A 20,998-nucleotide genomic window follows, 5' to 3' on the forward strand; every position below is an offset into this window, starting at 1 on the left:
TCCTCTACGACGCGGCCGACTTCGACCCCGGCCTGTTCGGCATCTCTCCGCGCGAGGCCATGGTGATGGACCCGCAGCAGCGCATCGTGCTCGAAGCCGCCTGGGAGGCGCTGGAGCGGGCCGGTATCGACGCGGCGACGCTCCGCGGGAGCGCGACCACCGGCGTCTACGTCGGCGGCGGCAGCGGTGACTACCGGCCGCCGAAGGAGTTCGGACAGTGGGAGACGGCCCAGTCGGCGAGTCTCCTGTCCGGCCGGCTGGCGTACTCCTTCGGCCTCCAGGGGCCCACGGTGTCGGTCGACACGGCATGCTCCTCGTCCCTGGTGGCCCTCCACCTGGCGGCGCAGGCACTGCGTTCGGGAGAGTGCTCGATCGCGCTGGCCGGTGGGGTGACCGTCATGGCCACCCCGGTGGGCTTCGTCGAATTCACCGCCCAGGGCGCGCTGTCCTCCGACGGCCGGTGCAAGGCGTTCTCCGAAGTGGCGGACGGCACCGGCTGGGCCGAGGGCGTGGGCATGCTCGTCGTTGAGCGGCTCTCCGACGCGCGGCGCAACGGCCACCACGTCCTGGCGGTCCTGCGCGGCTCCGCCATCAACCAGGACGGCGCCTCCAACGGACTGACCGCGCCGAGCGGACCCGCGCAGCAGCGGGTGATCCGGCAGGCGCTCGCCAACTCCGGCCTGGCGCCCGCCGATGTGGACGCGGTGGAGGCACACGGCACCGGAACCAAGCTCGGTGACCCGATCGAGGCGCAGTCCCTGCTGGCCACCTACGGCCAGGACCGTGACCCGCAGCGCCCGGTGCTGCTCGGCTCGCTGAAGTCCAACATCGGCCACACCCAGGCCGCTTCCGGCGTCGCGGGTGTGATCAAGATGGTGATGGCGATGCGGCACGGCACCCTGCCGAAGTCGCTCCACGCGCAGCCGCCGTCGTCGCACGTGGACTGGACGGCGGGCGCCGCCCGGCTGCTCACCGAGCCGGTCGCCTGGCCGGACGCGGGCCGCCCGCGCCGCGCCGGAGTCTCCTCGTTCGGCGCCAGCGGTACGAATGCGCACGTCATCCTGGAGCAGGCACCGTCGGCCGACGCCGACACGGCTCCCACGGCCCCCGAAGGGGCCGCACGCGAGGCGGGAACGCTGCCGGTGCTGCTGTCCGGAAGGACGGAGAGCGCGCTGCGCGACCAGGCCCGCCGACTGCTCGCCCAGGTGACCGCGCACCCGGACACCGCCCTGGCCGATCTGGCCTTCTCGCTCGCGACCACCCGCTCGGTCTTCGAGCACCGGGCCGCCGTCACCGTCACCGAACGCGAGGGTCTGCTCGACGGCCTCGCGGCGCTGGCCGAGGGCAGCACCGTCCCGCACGTGGTCGAGAACCAGGTGGAACGGATCGGCAAGCGCGCGTTCCTCTTCTCCGGCCAGGGTTCGCAGCGGCTGGGGATGGGCCGGGAACTGTACGACGGCTTCCCGGTGTTCGCCGAGGCGCTCGATGCCGTACTGGCGCGGCTGGACGGTGAGTTGGACCGTCCGCTGCGTGAGGTGATCTGGGGCGAGGACGCCGATCTGCTGAACGAGACGGGCTTCACCCAGCCGGCGCTGTTCGCCATCGAGGTGGCGCTGTTCCGGCTGGTGGAATCGTGGGGTGTGACGCCGGACTTCGTGGCCGGTCACTCGATCGGTGAGATCGCCGCCGCGCATGTGGCGGGGGTGTTCTCCCTGGAGGACGCCTGCCGCCTGGTGGTGGCGCGCGCCGGGCTGATGCAGGCGCTGCCGTCCGGCGGTGCGATGGTGGCGGTACAGGCGACGGAGGACGAGGTTCTTCCGCTGCTGTCCGAGCGCATCTCCATCGCCGCGGTCAACGGACCGACATCGGTGGTGATCTCCGGCGACGAGGACGTGGTCCTGGAGGTCGCGGCCCGGCTCCAGGAGCAGGGCCGTAAGACCAGCCGGCTGCGCGTCTCGCACGCCTTCCACTCACCCCTGATGGACCCGATGCTGGCGGACTTCCAGCGGGTCGCGGAGAGCCTGGCCTTCCAGGCGCCCCGGATCCCGGTGGTGTCCAACCTGACCGGCGGCCTCGCGACGGCCGACGAGCTGTGCTCCGCCGCCTACTGGGTGCGGCACGTACGGGAGGCCGTCCGGTTCTCCGACGGCGTACGGACGCTGGCGGACCGCGGCGTGACCACGTTCCTGGAACTGGGTCCGGACGCGGTGCTCTCCGCGATGGCCCAGGAGTCGGCGCCGCAGGGCGCGGTGGCCGTGCCGGTCCTGCGCAAGGGCCGCGGCGAGGAAGCCACCCTGGTGACCGCGTTCGCCCGGCTGCACGTCCACGGGGTGAGCCCGAGGTGGTCCGCGTTCTTCGCGGGCACCGGCGCCCAGTGGGTGGACCTGCCGACCTACGCCTTCCAGCACGGCCGGTTCTGGCCGGACGCCCTGCCCGGTACGGCCGGCGCGGCCGCCTCGCAGGAGTCGGACGCGACCGACCGCGCGTTCTGGGAGGCGGTGGAGCAGGAGGACTTCGCCTCCCTGGAATCCGTCCTGGACATCGAGGGCGACACGCTGTCCAAGGTGCTTCCCGCGCTGCTCGACTGGCGCAGGCACCGCCAGGACGAGTCGGTCGTGGAGGGCTGGCGGCACCGGATCGTATGGAAGCCGCTGGCCGGCGCCACCACCGCCAACCGCAAGCCGCTGACGGGCACCTGGCTCGCCGTGGTCCCCGAGGAACAGACCGAGGACACCTGGGTCCGCGCCGCGCTCGACGCGCTGGGCACCACGGTGGTACGGGTAGCGGCCGGCACGCCGGACCGGGCCACGCTCGCCGGGGAACTCCGCGCCCTCGCCGAGGACGCGCGCGCCGAGGACGGCACGGCCTTCGCCGGAGTCGTCTCGCTCCTGGCGCTGCGGGACACCACGGCGGGCAGCGTGCCCGAGGGCGTCGCCCTCACCGCGGTGCTGCTGCAGGCGCTGGGTGACGCCGGGATCGACGCCCCGCTCTGGGCCGTCACCCGGGGTGCGGTGTCCGTGAACCGCGCGGACACGCCACACAACCCGCTCCAGGCCGCCGTCTGGGGCCTGGGCCGCGTCGCCGCGCTGGAGTACCCCGAGCGCTGGGGCGGTCTGATCGACCTCCCCGAGGAGCTGGACGAGCGGACGGCCGCGGGCCTCGCCGGAGCGCTGGCCGGGACGGACGGTGAGGACCAGATCGCCGTACGGGCCTCCGCGGTCCTCGCCCGCCGGCTGGTACAGGCGCCCGGCAAGCACCCCGCCCGCGTATGGGATCCGAAGGGCACGGTGCTCATCACCGGGGGCACCGGCGCCCTCGGCGCCCATGTCGCCCGCCGGCTGGCCAGGGACGGCGTCCAGCACCTGGTGCTGCTCAGCCGCCGCGGCCAGGACGCACCGGGCGCGGCCGGCCTGCGGGCCGAACTCGACCGGCTGGGCACCGGCGTCACCGTCGCCGCGTGCGACGTCGCCGACCGCGCCCAACTCGCCGCCGTACTCGCGGACATCCCGGCCGAGCACCCGCTGACCGGCGTGGTGCACGCGGCGGGTGTCCTGGACGACGGCGTGCTCGACCGGCTCACCCCGGAGCGGTTCGAGGCGGTCTTCCGCTCGAAGGTGACCTCGGCCTTCCTGCTCGACGAGCTCACCCGTGATCTGGACCTCACGGCGTTCGTCCTGTTCTCCTCCGCCTCCGCGGCCGTGGGCAACCTCGGCCAGGCCAACTACGCGGCGGCGAACGCGGTACTCGACGCACTGGCCGAGCGGCGCCGGGCGCTGGACCTCCCGGCGACCTCGATCGCCTGGGGCGCCTGGGGCGGCGGCGGAATGGCCGAAGGGGCCGGGGCCGACGAGGCCGCCAAGCGCGCCGGGGTCGGCGCCATGGACCCGGAGCTGGCCTGCGAGGCACTCCTGCGGCTGGTCATGGGAACGGAACCGACGGCGGTGGTCGCCGAGGTCGCCCTCGAACGCTTCGTGGGCGCCTTCGGCGCGGCCCGGCCGAGCGCCCTGCTCCGGGAGTTCCCCGGATACCGGGACATGGTGGCCGCGACGGCCGCGGCGCCCGAGAGCGGCGCGGGCGAAGCCGGCCTGCGGGACCGGCTCGTGGGCATGCGGGCGAACCGGCGCCTCGAAGTGGTCGTGGATCTGGTCCGTACCCGGGCCGCCCAGGTACTGGGCTACCCGGACACCGACGCCGTCGGCGCCGAACGGTCCTTCCGTGACCTCGGAGTCGACTCGCTCGGAGCCGTCGAGCTGCGCAACCAGCTCAACGCGGCCACCGGCCTGAGCCTTTCCGCGACGCTCGTCTTCGACCATCCGACCCCCACGGCCCTCGGTGAGCACGTGCTCGGGCAGCTCGTCCCCGACGAGGGCCCCGACGCGCGGACCGACGCGGAAGAGGCGGAGATCCGGGCCCTGCTGGCCTCCGTACCGCTCGCACAGCTGCGGGACATCGGCGTACTGGAGCCGCTGCTCCAGCTGGCAGGGCGGGGCGGGACGGCCCCGGCAGAGGACGACGAATCCGACGAGTCCATCGACTCGATGGCCGTGGCAGACCTGGTGCGGGCCGCGCTCAACGGCCAGTCCGACCTGTAGCGCGAGAGTGACGGAGCAGACGATGAATGCCCCCACCGAGAATGCCCCTACCGCGGGTGTCGTAGAAGCACTCCGCGCCGCGATGAAGGAGGCCGAGCGGCTCCGGCGGCAGAACCGCATGTTCGTCGCCGCGGCCAAGGAACCCATCGCCATCGTCGGAATGAGCTGCCGGTTCCCCGGCGAGGTCTACTCCCCGGAAGGCCTCTGGGACCTCGTCGCCTCCGGCACCGACGCCATCTCCGGATTCCCCACCGACCGGGGATGGGACCTGGACGCGCTGCGCGACAGCTCCACCGACGAGCGCGACACCTCCGTCAGCCAGCAGGGCGGATTCCTCAGCTGCATCGCCGACTTCGATCCCGGCTTCTTCGGCATCTCGCCCCGCGAGGCGGCCACCATGGACCCCCAGCAGCGGCTGCTGCTGGAGACCACCTGGGAGGCCATCGAGCGGTCCGGTATCGACGCCACCCGGCTGCGGGGCACCCGTACCGGAGCGTTCATCGGCACCAACGGTCAGGACTACGCCTACCTGTTGGTCAGGTCGCTGGACGACGCGACCGGCGATGTCGGCACCGGCATCGCCGCCAGCGCCGTGTCCGGCCGGCTCTCGTACACGCTCGGTCTCGAAGGCCCCGCGATCACGGTCGACACCGCGTGCTCGTCCTCGCTGGTCGCCCTCCACCTGGCCGTGCAGTCGCTGCGCAACGGCGAATGCGGGCTGGCGCTCGCCGGCGGCGTCAATGTGATGTCCACCCCCGGCTCGCTGGTCGAGTTCAGCCGCCAGGGCGGTCTGGCACGCGACGGCCGGTGCAAGGCGTTCGCCGAGTCGGCCGACGGCACCGGCTGGTCCGAGGGCGCCGGCGTCCTGATGCTGGAGCGCCTGTCGGACGCCCAGCGCAACGGACACCCCGTCCTCGCCGTGGTCCGGGGCTCCGCGGTCAACCAGGACGGCGCCTCCAACGGCTTCACCGCGCCCAACGGCCCCTCACAGCAACGCGTCATCCGGCAGGCGCTCGCCAACGCGGGCCTCTCCCCGGCCGATGTCGACGCGGTGGAGGCGCACGGTACGGGCACCCCGCTGGGCGACCCCATCGAGGCGCAGAGCCTGCTCGCCGGCTACGGCCAGGACCGCGAGCGGCCGCTGCTGCTCGGCTCGGTGAAGTCCAACATCGGGCACACCCAGGCCGCTTCCGGCGTCGCGGGCGTGATCAAGATGGTCATGGCGATGCGGCACGGCGTGGCGCCGAAGACCCTCCACGCGGACGAGCCGTCGTCGCACGTCGACTGGTCCGCGGGCAAGGTCGAGCTGCTCACCGAGGCGCGCGCGTGGCCGGACGCGGGCCGTCCGCGCCGTACGGGCGTGTCCTCGTTCGGGGTCAGCGGCACCAACGCACATGTGATCATCGAGCAGGCCCCGGCCGCCGAGGCCGCCCCCGCCGAGCGGGAGGAGACCGCCCCCGCCCGGGAGGCCACCGCCCTGCCGTGGGTCATCTCGGGACGGACCGCCGAAGCCCTGCGGGACCAGGCGACCGTTCTGCTGAGCCGGCTGGAGCGCGAGCCCGGCCTGCGCCCGGTGGATACGGCACTGTCCCTGGCGACGTCCAGGGCGAGCATGGAGCACCGCCTCGCCGTCGTCGCGGACGGGACCGGCGAAGCGGGCCGCGAGGCGCTGGAGGCATGGCTCAGGAACGGCGCGGCACCGGGCGCGGTCGACGGCACGGTCGCCGGACGCACGAAGTACGCGGTGCTGTTCTCGGGCCAGGGCTCGCAGCGGCTGGGCATGGGCCGTGAGTTGTACGACAGGTTCCCGGTGTTCGCCGAGGCGCTGGATGCCGTACTGGAGCGGCTGGACGGTGAGTTGGACCGTCCGTTGCGCGACGTGATCTGGGGCGAGGACGCCGACCTGCTGAACGAGACCGGCTTCACCCAGCCGGCCCTGTTCGCCATTGAGGTCGCTCTCTTCCGCCTGATCGAGTCGTGGGGTGTTTCCCCGGACTTCGTGGCCGGCCATTCCATCGGTGAGATTGCCGCCGCGCATGTGGCGGGGGTGTTCTCGCTGGAGGACGCGTCCCGTCTGGTCGCGGCCCGCGCGAAGTTGATGCAGGCGTTGCCGTCCGGCGGTGCGATGGTGGCGGTCCAGGCCACCGAGGACGAGGTCGTCCCGCTGCTGTCCGACCGTGTGTCGATCGCGGCGGTCAACGGCCCGACGTCGGTGGTGATTTCGGGCGATGAGGATGCGGTCCTGGAGGTCGCGGCGCGGCTGGCGGAGCAGGGCCGTAAGACAAGCCGGCTGCGTGTCTCGCACGCGTTCCACTCGCCGCTGATGGACCCGATGCTGGACGAGTTCCGCGCCGTCGCCGAGACCCTGACCTATGCCGAGCCGTCCGTGCCGGTGGTGTCGAATCTGACCGGCGGTCTGGCCTCGGACGGGGAGTTGTGCTCGGCGGAGTACTGGGTGCGGCATGTCCGGGAAGCTGTCCGGTTCGCGGACGGTGTTCGGACGCTGGGCGAGCAGGGTGTGACGACGTTCCTGGAGCTGGGCCCGGACGGCGTGCTCTCCGCCATGGCCCAGGAATCGGTCCCGAGCGGCGCCGTGACCGTACCGTCGCTCCGCAAGGACCGGCCCGAGGAGACCTCGGCCGTCACCGCACTGGCCCACCTGCACGTCCACGGTGTACGGGTGGACTGGCCGGCGTTCTTCGCCGGAACCGGCGCCCGGCAGGTCGATCTGCCGACCTACGCCTTCCAGCACGAGCGGTTCTGGCCGAAGGTGACCTTCCAGCCGGCCGACGCCGCCGGTCTGGGCCTGACCTCCGCCAACCACCCGCTGCTCGGCGCGGCCATGTCCGTGGCGGGCTCCGACGAACTGCTGCTGACCGGCACGCTGTCGCTGGCCACCCACCCGTGGCTGGCCGACCATGTCGTCAGCGGGATGGTCTTCTTCCCCGGCACCGGATTCCTGGAGCTGGCGATCCGCGCCGCCGACCAGGCCGGCTGCGACCGGGTCGAGGAACTGATGCTGGCCGCCCCGCTCATTCTGCCCCGCACCGGCGCGGTCCAGGTCCAGATCTCCGTCGGCGGCGCCGACGACGACGGCCGCCGTGAACTGCGCTTCTACACGCGCCCGGCCGACGCGCCCGACGACGAGTGGACGCTGCACGCCTCCGGGCGGATCGGCAACGGCGAGCGCCTGATCGACTTCGACGCGTCCGTATGGCCGCCCAAGGGCGCGACCGTGGCGGACGTGGAGGGTCTCTACGACCGCTACGCGAGCAACGGGCTGGAGTACGGTCCCGTCTTCCGCGGTCTGCGCGCGGTCTGGCGCCGGGGGGAGGAGATCTTCGCCGAGGTCGCGCTCGACCGTGACGTCAGCGACGCGGACTCCTACGGGGTGCACCCGGCGCTGTTCGACTCCGTCCTGCACAGCACGGTGTTCACCAGCGCGGACGGTGACGACCGCAGCCTGCTGCCGTTCGCCTGGAACGGCGTGTCGCTGCACGCCTCCGGGGCGTCGACCCTGCGTGTCCGGGTCACCAGCAACGGCCAGGACTCGGTCCAGTTGGCCGCGGTCGACATGCGGGGCGAACCGGTGATCTCGGTGGAGTCGCTGGTCCTGCGGGCGGCCGGGCCCCAGCCGGCGGGCACGGCCCGCCGCGACGAGCTGAACTCGCTGTTCCGTGTCGACTGGGTGCCGGGAACGCCGGAGAAGGTGTCCGAGGACACCACCTGGGTGGTGCTCGGCCAGGACGAGCTGGGCCTGACGGCCGCGCTCGGTTCGACAGCCGCGGTCCGGCTCCGTCCTCCGGTGGCCACGCTCGCGGAGCTGGCCGGATCGGCCGCCGGTGATGAAGCGCCGGTGCCGCAGGTCGTGGTCGTCCCGCTCACGGGCGACAGTACGCGCGGCGCCGAGTCGGCGCACGAACTCGCCCGTCACGCGCTGGCGTTGGTGCAGGAGTGGCTGGCCGAGGACCGGTTCGCCGGTTCGCGGCTGGTGTTCGTCACCCGGGGCGCCGTCGAGGACGGAGCCGAGGATGTCTCCGATGTCGCCGCCGCCTCGGTATGGGGTCTCGTACGGTCCGCGCAGGCGGAGAACCCCGGCCGGTTCCTGCTGGTGGACGTGGACGCTTCGGCGGACTCGGCGGCCGTACTCCCCGGTCTGCCGGGGCTGGTGGACGCCGAAGAACCGCAGGCCGTGGTCCGCGCGGGCACGCTGCGGGTCGGCCGGCTCGCCCGGCTGGAGTCCGGTACGGGGCTGGTGCCGCCGGCCGGGGTGCCGTGGCGGCTGGGCAGCCGGGCCAAGGGCAGCCTGGACGGGCTGACCCTCGCTCCGTTCCCCGAGGTCCTCGAACCGCTGACCGGCCGCGATGTACGCATCGAGGTCCGCGCGGCCGGGGTGAACTTCCGTGATGTCCTCAACGCCCTGGGCATGTACCCCGGCGATGCCGGGCTGTTCGGCTCCGAGGCGGCCGGCGTGGTCGTCGAGACCGGGCCCGAGGCGACCGAACTGCGGGTCGGCGACCGGGTCACGGGCATGCTCTTCGGCGGCTTCGGCACGCATGTCGTGGGCGACGAACGCCGCATGACCCCCGTACCGGAGGGCTGGTCGTGGGAGACGGCGGCTTCGATGCCGCTGGTGTTCCTGACGGCCTACCACGCCCTGGTGGAGCTCGGCGGGCTTCAGCGCGGTGAGAAGGTGCTGATCCATGCCGGCGCCGGTGGTGTCGGGATGGCGGCGATCCAGGTGGCGAACCATCTGGGCGCCGAGGTGTTCGCGACCGCGAGCGAGGGCAAGTGGGAGGTCCTGCGGTCGTTGGGTGTGGCGGATGATCACATCGCTTCGTCGCGTACGACAGACTTTGAGGCGGCTTTCGCCGGGGTCACGGAGGGCCGGGGTGTCGATGTCGTACTGAACTCGCTGGCCGGTGAGTTCGTGGACGCGTCGCTGCGGCTGGTCGCGCCCGGCGGCCGGTTCCTGGAGATGGGCAAGACCGACGTCCGTGACGCGGCGGACCTGCCCGACGGCGTGAACTACCGTTCGTTCGACCTCGGTTGGGTGGAGCCCGAGGGTATCCAGCGGATGCTGGTCGCGTTGATGGAGCTGTTCGACCGGGGTGTGCTGGAGCCGCTGCCGGTCCGTTCCTGGGATGTGCGCCGGGCGCGCGACGCGTTCCGGTTCATGAGCATGGCCAAGCACGTCGGCAAGATCGTGTTGAGCATGCCCCCCGTGTGGGACGCCCATGGCACGGTCCTGATCACCGGCGGTACCGGCGGTCTGGGGGGCGTGCTGGCACGCCATCTGGTCGCCGAACGCGGTGTACGGCATCTGCTGCTGACCAGCCGGCGGGGCATCGAGGCTCCGGGCGCGGCCGAACTGGCCGCCGAGCTGAGGACGCAGGGCGCCGACGTATCGGTCGCCGCGTGCGATGTGGCCGACCGGGAAGCGCTGGCGGGGCTGTTGGCATCGGTTCCGTCCGAGCATCCGCTGACCGCCGTGGTGCATACGGCGGGTGTGCTGGACGACGGCATCATCGGCTCGCTGACCCCGGAGCGGCTGGCCACGGTCCTGCGGCCGAAGGTCGACGCCGCCTGGAACCTGCACGAGCTGACCCGGGACCTCGACCTCGCCGCGTTCGTGGTGTATTCGTCGACGTCCGGCGTCATGGGCGGCCCCGGACAGGCCAACTACGCGGCGGGCAACGCGTTCCTCGACGCCCTCGCCGCCCACCGGCGCGCCCAGGGCCTGCCCGCGCTCTCGCTGGCCTGGGGCGCCTGGGAACAGGGCGTCGGCATGACCAGCACCCTGGAGGACCACGACGTACGCCGGGTCAGCGGCTCCGGGATGCCGCTGCTGTCGGTGGAGCAGGGCCTCGCCCTGTTCGACGCCGCCACGGGCAGCGACGAGGCACTGGTCGTCCCGCTCGGCATCGGCGGCGGCGCGATCCCCTCGGCGGCCGGAGTCCCGGCCATCCTGCGCGGGCTCGTACGCACCGGCCGCCGCGCCGCGAAGAGCGGCGCCGCCGGCGTGTCCCGGGCGGGCCTCGTCGAGCGGCTGGCCGCGCTGGGCGAGAACGAGCGCCCCCGCCTGCTGATCGACCTGGTCCGTACCGAAGCCGCCGTGGTGCTCGCGCACTCCTCGCCCGAGGCCGTCGTCGCGGAACGGGAGTTCCGCCAGCTGGGCTTCGACTCCCTGACCGCCGTCGAGCTGCGCAACCGGCTGTCCTCGGCCACCGGTCTGACGCTGCCCGCCACCCTCATCTTCGACTACCCCACGCCCACCCGGCTCGCCGGATATCTGCTCGACGAGCTGGTGGGCGCGGACGACATCGCGGCCGTCACCGCACGCGAGTCGGCCGACAGCGCCGATGCCACCGACGATCCGATCGCGATCGTGGGGATGAGCTGCCGCTTCCCCGGCGGAGTGGAATCCCCCGAGGGCCTCTGGGACCTCGTCCTCTCCGGCGAGGACGCCATCTCCGGCTTCCCCACCGACCGTGGCTGGCAGGCCGACTCGACCATCGGCGCCACCGAGGGACAGGGCGGGTTCCTGCGCGACGTGGCCGACTTCGACGCCGGGTTCTTCGGAATCTCGCCGCGCGAGGCCCTCGCCATGGACCCACAGCAGCGCGTGCTGCTCGAAGTCTCCTGGGAAGCGGCCGAACGCGCCGGAATCGACCCGGCGACCCTGCGCGGCAGCCGTACCGGCGTCTTCGTCGGCGTGAGCGGCCAGGACTACGTCGGCCTCGTCATGCGCTCGAAGGACGACATGGCGGGCCACGCGACCACCGGCCTCGCCGTCAGCGTCGTGTCGGGCCGACTGGCGTACGCGCTCGGCCTGGAGGGCCCGGCGATGTCGGTCGACACCGCCTGCTCCTCGTCCCTGGTGTCACTGCACCTCGCCGCCCAGGCGCTGCGCAGCGGTGAGTGCTCGCTCGCCCTCGCGGGCGGTGTGACGGTGATGACCACCTCCGCGAACTTCGCCGGATTCTCCCGTATGGGCGGGCTGGCCGGCGACGGCCGGTGCAAGGCGTTCTCCGACTCGGCAGACGGCACAGGATGGTCCGAGGGCGCGGCCGTGCTGGTCATGGAGCGGCTGTCGGACGCCCGGCGCAACGGGCACAAGGTCCTTGCGGTCGTACGGGGCAGCGCGGTCAACCAGGACGGTGCCTCGAACGGTCTGACGGCGCCGAACGGCCCGGCCCAGCAGCGCGTCATCCGGCAGGCGCTGGCCAACGCGGGCCTGGCCCCGGCCGAGGTGGACGCGGTGGAGGCGCACGGCACCGGGACGCCGCTGGGCGACCCGATCGAGGCGCAGGCGCTGCTCGCGACGTACGGGCAGGACCGCGAGCTCGACCGGCCGCTGCTGCTGGGCTCCGTGAAGTCCAACATCGGTCACACACAGGCCGCCGCGGGCGCCGCCGGGCTGGTCAAGATGGTGATGGCGCTGCGGCACGGAACGCTGCCGCGGACACTGCATCTGACGGAGCCGTCGTCGCACGTCGACTGGACAGCCGGCGCCGTGGAGCTGCTGGCCGACAACACCGCGTGGCCGGAGACCGGGCGCGCGCGCCGGGCCGGTGTGTCGTCCTTCGGCATCAGCGGCACGAACGCGCACGTGGTCCTGGAGCAGTCCGACCCGGCAGATGACGCCGCGGACCGTTCGCCTGTCACGCCGGACGTGGTGCCCCGCGCCGTGCCCTGGCTCGTGTCGGCCAAGAACGAAGCCGCCCTGGACGGACAGATCAGCCGGATACGGGCCTTCGCGAGGCAGCACCCCGGGCACTCCCCGGTGGATGTCGGGTTCTCGCTGGCGACCGGCCGGTCGGCGTTCGAGCACCGCGCGGTACTGCTGGCCACCGGCGAGGGCGTCGCGGACATCGCCCGGGGCATGGCCACCGAGCGGACATCGGCGGTGCTGTTCTCCGGTCAGGGCAGTCAGCGGCTGGGGATGGGACGCGAGTTGTACGAGCGGTTCCCGGTGTTCGCCGAGGCGCTGGATGCCGTACTGGCGGGGCTGGACGGTGAGTTGGACCGTCCGCTCAGGGACGTGATCTGGGGCGACGACGCGGAGTTGCTGAACGAGACCGGCTTCACTCAGCCGGCCCTGTTCGCCATCGAGGTCGCTCTCTTCCGCCTGGTGGAGTCGTGGGGTGTGACGCCGGACTTCGTGGCCGGTCACTCGATCGGTGAGATTGCCGCAGCCCATGTGGCGGGGGTGTTCTCGCTGGAGGACGCCTGCACGCTGGTGGTGGCGCGGGCGAAGCTGATGCAGGCGCTGCCGTCCGGCGGTGCGATGGTCGCGGTCCAGGCGACGGAGGACGAGGTTCTTCCGCTGCTCTCCGACCGTGTCTCGATCGCCGCGGTCAACGGCCTGACGTCCGTGGTGATTTCGGGCGATGAGGATGTGGTCCTGGAGGTCGCGGCCCGGCTGGCGGAGCAGGGCCGTAAGACGAGCAGGCTGCGCGTCTCGCACGCCTTCCACTCGCCGCTGATGCAGCCGATGCTGGACGAGTTCCGCACGGTGGCCGCCGGTCTGTCGTTCCAGGAGCCCGGCATCCCGCTGGTGTCCAACCTGACCGGCCGGCTCGCGTCGGCCGAGGAGCTGTGCTCGGCGGAGTACTGGGTCCGCCATGTCCGGGAGGCCGTCCGGTTCGCCGACGGCGTACGGACCCTGGCCGATCAGGGCGTCGGTACGTTCCTGGAGCTGGGCCCGGACGGGGTGCTCTCCGCCATGGCACGCGAGTCCCTGCCCGGCGACGCCGAGGTGGTTCCCGCGCTGCGCAAGGACCGCGACGAGGAAGCGGCGCTGATCACCGCGCTGGCGCGGCTGCATGTGGCCGGCGCCCCCGTCGACTGGACCGAGGTGTTCGCGGGAACCGGTGCCCGGCAGGTGGATCTGCCGACCTACGCCTTCCAGCGCGAGCGGTTCTGGCCCGAGGTGGTCGGCGCCGCGCCGGCGGACGGTACGGATCCGGTCGACGCGGAGTTCTGGGCTGCGGTGGAGCGGGAGGATCTGGAGTCCCTGTCGTCCAGCCTGGACGTGGACGGCGATTCCCTCGGGGCCGTACTGCCCGCCCTGTCGTCGTGGCGGACCCGGCGCAAGGCCCGGTCGGCCGTGGACGCGTGGCGCTACCGCGCGAGCTGGAAGCCGCTGAACGCCGACAGCTCCCAGGACACCCTGTCGGGGACCTGGCTGGTGCCGGTCCCGGCCGGAGGTGACGACGCCTGGGTGACGTCGCTGATCGCGGCGCTCGGCCCGGCCGCGGTGCGGGTGGACATCGGTGACGCCGACCGTGACCGTACCGGCCTCGCCGAGCGGCTGTCCGAGGCGGCGGCTTCGAGCGGCGCGGACATCGCGGGTGTGGTGTCGCTGCTGGCCCTGGACGAGTCGTCAGGACCCGCCGGGGTGCCCGGTGGCCTGGTGTCCACCGCCACCCTCGTACAGGCGCTCGCGGACACGGGCCTCGCGGCCCCGCTCTGGGCGGTCACCCGGGGCGCGGTGTCGGTCGGCCGCTCCGAGCCGCTGGTCAGCCCGGCGCAGGCCGCCGTGTGGGGCCTCGGCCGCGTCGCCGCGCTCGAACACCCGCGTCTCTGGGGCGGGCTGGCCGATCTCCCCGAGGAGCTGGACGACCGGTCCGTACGGCGGTTCGTCGCCGTGCTGGCGGGCCGGAGCGACGAGGATCAGGTCGCCGTCCGCGCGTCGGGCGTGTTCGGCCGGAGGATGGTGCCCGCGCCCACGGCGGAGACCGTGGGGGAGCGCGAGGGACGGTGGGAGCCGTCGGGCACCGTGCTCATCACCGGCGGTACCGGCGCGCTCGGCGCGCGGGTGGCCCGCCGGCTGGCGAGCGAGGGCGCCCGCCATCTCGTACTGCTGAGCCGCCGTGGCCCGGACGCCCCCGGCGCGCGGGAACTGCACGCGGAGCTGACGGACCTCGGCGTACAGGTCACCCTCACCGCCTGCGACGCGGCCGACCGGCAGCAGCTGGAGCGGGTGCTCGCAGCGGTCCCGGAGGACTGCCCGTTGACCGCCGTGGTGCACACGGCGGGTGTGCTGGACGACGGCGTGCTGGCCGGTCTGACGCCCGAGCGGTTCGAGACGGTGTTCCGGCCGAAGGTCGCGTCGGCCCTGCTGCTCGACGAACTGACCCGTGATCTGGATCTTTCGGTGTTCGCGCTGTTCTCGTCGGTGGCCGGCGCGGTGGGCAACCCCGGCCAGGCCAACTACGCGGCGGCGAACGCGGTGCTCGACGCACTGGCCGAGCGGCGGCGGTCGCTGGGGCTCCCCGCGACCTCCATCGCCTGGGGCGCGTGGGGCGGCGGCGGCATGGCCCGCCAGGCCGGGATCGACGACACCGCCGGCGCACCGTCGGGCGCGCTCGGCCCTGAGCAGCCGCCGGGTCTGCTCGACCCCGAGCTGGCGCTCTCCGCGCTGTCCCGGGTCGTGCGGGAGCCGGAACCGACCGCGGTCCTCGCCGATCTGCAGCAGCCGCGTCTCCTCGAAGCCCTGCTGAGCCTGCGGCCCAGTCCGCTGCTGGCCGACCTGCCCGAGGCCCGTCGCGCCCTGAAGATGGCGCGGGAGGCACGGCAGGAGAGCGAGTCGGCCGCCTCCGGGCTGCGGGAGCGGCTGTACGGAGCGTCGGAGGGCGAGCGCGTCGCCGTGCTGCTGGCCGCCGTCCGTACCCAGGCCGCCGCGGTGCTCGGACACGCCGGCGCCGAGGCCATCAGGGGCGACAAGGCGTTCCGTGACCTCGGCTTCGACTCGCTGACCGCGGTGGAACTGAGCAACCGGCTCTCGCAGCTCACCGGTCTGGCGCTGCCCGCCAGCCTGGTGTTCGACTACCCCACCCCGCGGGCGCTCGCCGGCCATCTGATCGCCGAGCTGCTCGGCGAGCGGACCGGCCTCGACGCCCCCGCCCTCACCCCCGCCGTCACCCCCGGCGTCGCGGACTCCGACGACCCGATCGTGATCGTCGGCATGGCGTGCCGGTTCCCCGGCGGGGTGCGCTCGCCCGAGGACCTGTGGCAGCTCCTGGCCGACGGCCGGGACGGGATCGCCGAGTTCCCCACGGACCGGGGCTGGAACCTCGATGTCCTGGCCGGCGACGGCCAGGGCCGCAGCGCGACGCGGGAAGGCGGATTCCTCTACGAGGCCGCCGACTTCGACCCCGGCTTCTTCGGGATCTCGCCGCGTGAGGCCCTCGCCATGGACCCGCAGCAGCGCCTGCTGCTGGAGGTGGGCTGGGAGGCCTTCGAGCGGACCGGCACCGACCCGGCCTCGCTGCGCGGCAGCCGGACCGGTGTGTTCGTCGGCACCAACGGCCAGGACTACGCCAACCTGATTCTCCGGGCCAGCGAGGACGTGGAGGCCCACGCCGGCACCGGTCTCGCCGCGAGCGTCATCTCCGGCAGGCTCTCCTACGCCTTCGGCTTCGAGGGCCCCGCGGTCACGGTGGACACCGCCTGCTCCTCCTCCCTGGTGGCGCTGCACTGGGCCGCCCAGGCGCTGCGCGGCGGTGAGTGCTCCATGGCGCTGGTCGGCGGGGTCACCGTGATGACGACCGCGACGAGCTTCGCCGGGTTCACCCGGCAGGGCGGTCTCGCCCCGGACGGCCGCTGCAAGGCGTTCTCCGACTCGGCCGACGGCACCGGATGGTCGGAAGGCGTCGGCGTGGTCGTCGCCGAGCGGCTGTCGGACGCCCGGCGCAACGGTCACGAGATCCTGGCCGTCCTGCGCGGGTCGGCCATCAACCAGGACGGCGCGTCGAACGGTCTGACCGCCCCGAACGGCCCCTCCCAGCAGCGGGTGATCCGTCAGGCCCTCGCCAGCGGCGGTCTGACACCCGCGGATGTGGACGCCGTCGAGGCGCACGGCACCGGCACCACGCTCGGCGACCCCATCGAGGCGCAGGCCCTGCTCGCGACGTACGGGCGTGACCGCGACCCGGAGCGGCCGCTGCTGCTCGGGTCCGTGAAATCGAACCTCGGCCACACCCAGGCGGCCGCCGGCGTCGCAGGCGTGATGAAAATGATCCTGGCGCTCCGCAACGGCCGGCTGCCGCGGACGCTGAACGTGAGCGAGCCCTCGACCCGGGTCGACTGGTCGGCGGGGGCGGTGGAGCTGCTCACCCAGCAGGTGGAGTGGCCGGATGCCGACCGTCCCAGGCGTGCCGGGGTGTCGTCCTTCGGCATCAGCGGCACCAACGCGCATGTGATTCTGGAGCAGGGCCCGCCGGCCGAGGACACGGCCGAGCGGCCGTCGGCCCCCGCCGTGACGCCGACGGCGGTGCCGTGGCTCGTATCGGCCACCAGCGAAGCCGCGCTGGACGGGCAGCTGGAGCGGCTGCGGTCCTTCGTGGCCGAGCGCCCCGGGCTGTCCCCGGTCGACATCGGGTTCTCGCTCGCCACGGGCCGCTCGGTGTTCGAGCACCGAGCCGTGCTGACGCATTCCGGCGAGGGAGTGGCGGAGGTCGCCAGGGGAGTGGACACGGAGCGGCCCGCCGCGGTGCTGTTCTCCGGTCAGGGCTCGCAGCGGCTGGGGATGGGCCGGGAGCTGTACGAGCGCTTCCCGGTCTTCGCCGACGCGCTGGACGCCGTACTGGCGCGGCTGGACGGTGAGTTGGACCGTCCGCTGCGCGAGGTGATCTGGGGCGACGACGCCGATCTGCTGAACCGGACCGCGTTCACCCAGCCCGCCCTGTTCGCGATCGAGGTGGCGCTGTTCCGGCTGGTGGAGTCGTGGGGTGTGACCCCGGACTTCGTGGCCGGTCACTCGATCGGCGAGATCACCGCAGCGCAGGTGGCGGGGGTGTTCTCGCTGGAGGATGCCTGCCGTCTGGTGGCGGCCAGGGCCCGGCTGATGGAGGCGCTGCCCCCGGGCGGCGCCATGATCGCGGTGCAGGCCACCGAGGACGAGGTCGCCCCGCTGCTGTCCGACCGGGTGTCCGTCGCGGCGGTCAACGGACCCACCTCCGTCGTCCTCTCCGGCGACGAGGAGCAGGTGAGGACGGCCGCGGACCTCCTGGCGGCCGAGGGACGCAGGACGTCACGGCTCTCGGTCAGCCACGCGTTCCACTCGCCGCTGATGGACCCGATGCTGGACGAGTTCCGCGCCGTCGCACGGCGGCTGGCCTTCCAGGCGCCCCGTATTCCCGTGGTGTCGAACCTGACCGGCCGGCTCGCGTCCGCCGAGGAGCTGTGCTCCGCCGAGTACTGGGTACGGCATGTCCGCGAGGCGGTCCGCTTCGCCGACGGGGTGCGGACCCTCGCAGAGCAGGGCGTCGGTACGTTCCTGGAGCTGGGCCCGGACGGGGTGCTCGCCGCCCTGACCCGCCCCTGCGTGCCGGCCGAGGCCGTGGTGGTGCCGGTCCTGCGCAAGGGCCGCTCCGAGGAGCTGACCGCCGTCACCGCGCTGGCCCGGGTGCACGCCAACGGGGTGACGGCCGACTGGGCCGGGATCTTCGCCGGCACGGGCGCGCGCCGGGTGGAGCTGCCGACCTACGCGTTCCAGCGTGAGCGCTACTGGCCTTCGGTGTCGGTGGCCGCGGGAGACGCCTCGGGGCTCGGCCTGGTGGCCGCGGGGCATCCGCTGCTGGGCGCGGCGATGACGGTCGCCGGTTCGGACGAGACGGTGCTGACCGGCCGGCTGTCGGTCCAGTCGCACCCCTGGCTGACCGGCCATCAGGTGCTCGGCAGGACGGTGTTGCCGGCGGCGGCCTTCGCCGAGCTGGCCGTACGGGCCGGTGACGAGGTCGGCTGCGACCGGGTCGAGGAACTGGCCGTCGCGGCGGGTCTGGTCGTGCCCGAGCAGGGCGCGGTGCGCGTACAGGTGCGGGTGGGAGCCGCCGACGAGGCGGGCCGCCGCTCGCTGCATGTACACGCGCGTCCCGACGCCGCGGCGGACCTGCCGTGGACCCTGCACGCCAGTGGAGTACTGGCCGCCGGTGACCGTAGGCCGGAGGCCGAGTTCGACACGGCGGTATGGCCGCCGGCCGGCGCCGAAGCCGTACGCCTGGACCTGGACCCGGACCTGGATCCGGACCCGGACGGCGCTGCCCAGCGGCTCGGTCTCCGGGCGGCCTGGCGGCGGGACGGCGAGGTGTTCGCCGAGGTGGAGCTCGCCGAAGAGGCCCGTACGCACGGGGCCTTCGCGATCCATCCGGCGCTGCTCACCGCCGCCGTCCGCGCGGCCGGCCTGCTGGACACCGACGGCGCGGCCGCCGGAGCGGAGCCGTCCGAGTGGCACGGACTGACACTGCACGCCGCGGCCGCCACGACACTGCGCGTACGGCTCACCCCGGCCGGCGAGGACACCGTGTCGCTGGCGGCGGTCGACGAGGAGGGCGCACCGGTCCTCTCGGTGCGCTCCCTGACCCTGCGCCCGGTCACCGAAGCGGAGACCGCCACGGCTGCCGACGAGGACGCCTCGCTGTTCGGCGTCGAGTGGGTGCCCGCGCCGGTGTCTCCCGCGTCCCCGGCCGGCATCCGGTGGGCGGTCGTCGCCACGGACGCGGCGGGGCCGTCCGGCGCGCTGGAATCGATGGGCGGCCTGTCCGCCGTACGGGCCGGCTCGCTGGCGGAACTCCTCGACGCCGAGGGCCCGGTGCCGGACGTCGTGCTGGCCCCGGCCATCCGTGACCTGACCGGCGCACCCGAGCCGGTCCCCGGGGCCGTACGGACCGTGACGACCGCCGTCCTGGACCTGCTGCGGGAGTGGACGGCCGATCAGCGGACCGCCGGATCCCGGCTGGTCCTCGTCACCCGGGGCGCGGTCTCGGCCGGGGACAAGGACGTACCGGACCTGGCCGCCGCCCCGGCGTGGGGCCTGGTGCGCTCCGCGCAGTCGGAGAACCCCGGCAGCTTCCTGCTCCTCGACCTGGACGACACGGACGCCCTGCCGGCCGCTCTCCGCGCCCTGCCGGGACTGCTGGACGCCGGTGAGACACAGGCGGCGCTGCGTGGTGGCGAGATACGGGTGGCCCGGCTGGCCCGGCTGCCGGAACGCGCCCCGGCGGCCCGGAACGCGGCCCGTTCGTGGGACCGCGACGGTACGGTCCTGATCACCGGCGGCACCGGCGGCCTGGGCGGTGAGCTGGCCCGGCACCTGGTGGCCGGACACGGCGTCAAGCACCTGCTCCTCGTCGGCCGCCGCGGACCGGACGCGCCGGGCGCGGCGGACCTGCGGGCGGAACTGACCGCCCAGGGCGCCGAGGTGACCGTCGCCGCCTGCGACGTCGCCGACCGTACGGCGCTGGACGCGCTGCTGGCGGCCGTACCGGCCGAGCACCCGCTGACCGCCGTCGTACACACCGCCGGGGTGCTGGCCGATGCCACGATCGGCTCGCTGACGCCCGGACTGCTCGACCGGGTGCTGCGGCCGAAGGCGGACGCCGCCTGGCATCTGCACGAGGCGACCCGCGACCTGGACCTGGCGGGCTTCGTCCTGTACTCCTCGGTCGCCGGAATCACCGGCGGCCCCGGCCAGGGCAACTACGCCGCCGCCAACACGTTCCTGGACGCGCTGGCCCGTCACCGCGCGGGCCTCGGCCTGCCCGCCCTGTCGCTGGCCTGGGGCCCGTGGGCCCGCAGCGGCGGCATGACCAGCGGTCTCAGCGACACCGACATGGAGCGGATGTCCCGCTCGGGCATGCCTCCGCTGCCGGTGGACCAGGGCCTCGCCCTGTTCGACGCCGCGACCGTACGCGACGAAGCCCTGGCCGTTCCGGTACGGATCGCCGCCGGAGCGGGCGCCGCCACGCCGCGCGACCCGGGCGAGGTCCCCGCGATCCTGCGGGGGCTGCTGCGGACCCGGCGCCGCACGGCCGCCGCCGCACGGGGCGGCGCCACCGGTCTCGCCCAGCGCCTCGCGGGGCTGGGGGAGGAGGAGCGCGAGCTGCTCCTCGTGGACCTGGTGCGGGCCGAGACCGCCGCCGTACTGGGGCACACCACCCCGGACGCGATCCCGGCCGACCGCGACTTCAGCCGGCTGGGCTTCGACTCCCTGATGGCGGTGGAGCTGCGGACGCGGCTGACCGCGACAGCGGGGGTGCGGCTCTCCGCCACCCTCGTGTTCGACCATCCCACGCCGGTCGCCGTCGCCCGGCATCTCGCGTCCGCGCTGCTGGGTGAGGCCACACCGGCCGCGAGCCCGTCCCCGCTGGCCGAACTCGACCGGCTGGAGGCGGCGCTCGCCGCGGGCGTGCTGGACGAGGTCACCAGGTCCGGGGTCGCGGGACGGCTGCGGCACCTGCTCGCGAGGTGGGACGGATCCGACCCCGAGACCGACGAAAACGCCACTACGGAACGGATCGAGGCTGCGAGTGCCGATGAGGTCCTCGCCTTCATCGACAACGAGCTCGGCCGGTCGGCGGATTCCTGACCGACGGACTCCTGACCGACGTACCGACGGTCGA

The 20,998-nt window shown here is 73.7% G+C and carries 2 protein-coding genes (1 of these 2 running past the window's edge); both read left to right on the forward strand.

Going from position 1 to position 20,998, the window contains the following annotated elements:
• A protein-coding gene (locus ACFVWW_RS23760; RefSeq protein ID WP_386879015.1) for a type I polyketide synthase crosses the window boundary here: on the forward strand, positions 1-4,592 show its end. Its footprint begins 23,896 nt before the window's first position; only the last 4,592 of its 28,488 coding nucleotides appear in the window; its start codon lies beyond the left edge, outside the window; the stop codon is at positions 4,590-4,592.
• 22 nt (positions 4,593-4,614) lie between these two features.
• Positions 4,615-20,964: a type I polyketide synthase gene (locus tag ACFVWW_RS23765; protein WP_386879014.1), complete on the forward strand. Its 16,350-nt coding sequence runs from the start codon at positions 4,615-4,617 to the stop codon at positions 20,962-20,964.
• Positions 20,965-20,998 lie beyond the last annotated feature (34 nt).

Source organism: Streptomyces sp. NPDC058198, assembly GCF_042882605.1.
Classification (GTDB): Bacteria; Actinomycetota; Actinomycetes; order Streptomycetales; family Streptomycetaceae; genus Streptomyces.

Coding starts and splice junctions, on each gene's coding strand:
- ACFVWW_RS23765 (WP_386879014.1), top strand. CDS start 4,615: ATGAATGCCCCCACCGAGAATGCCCCTACCGCGGGTGTCGTAGAAGCA.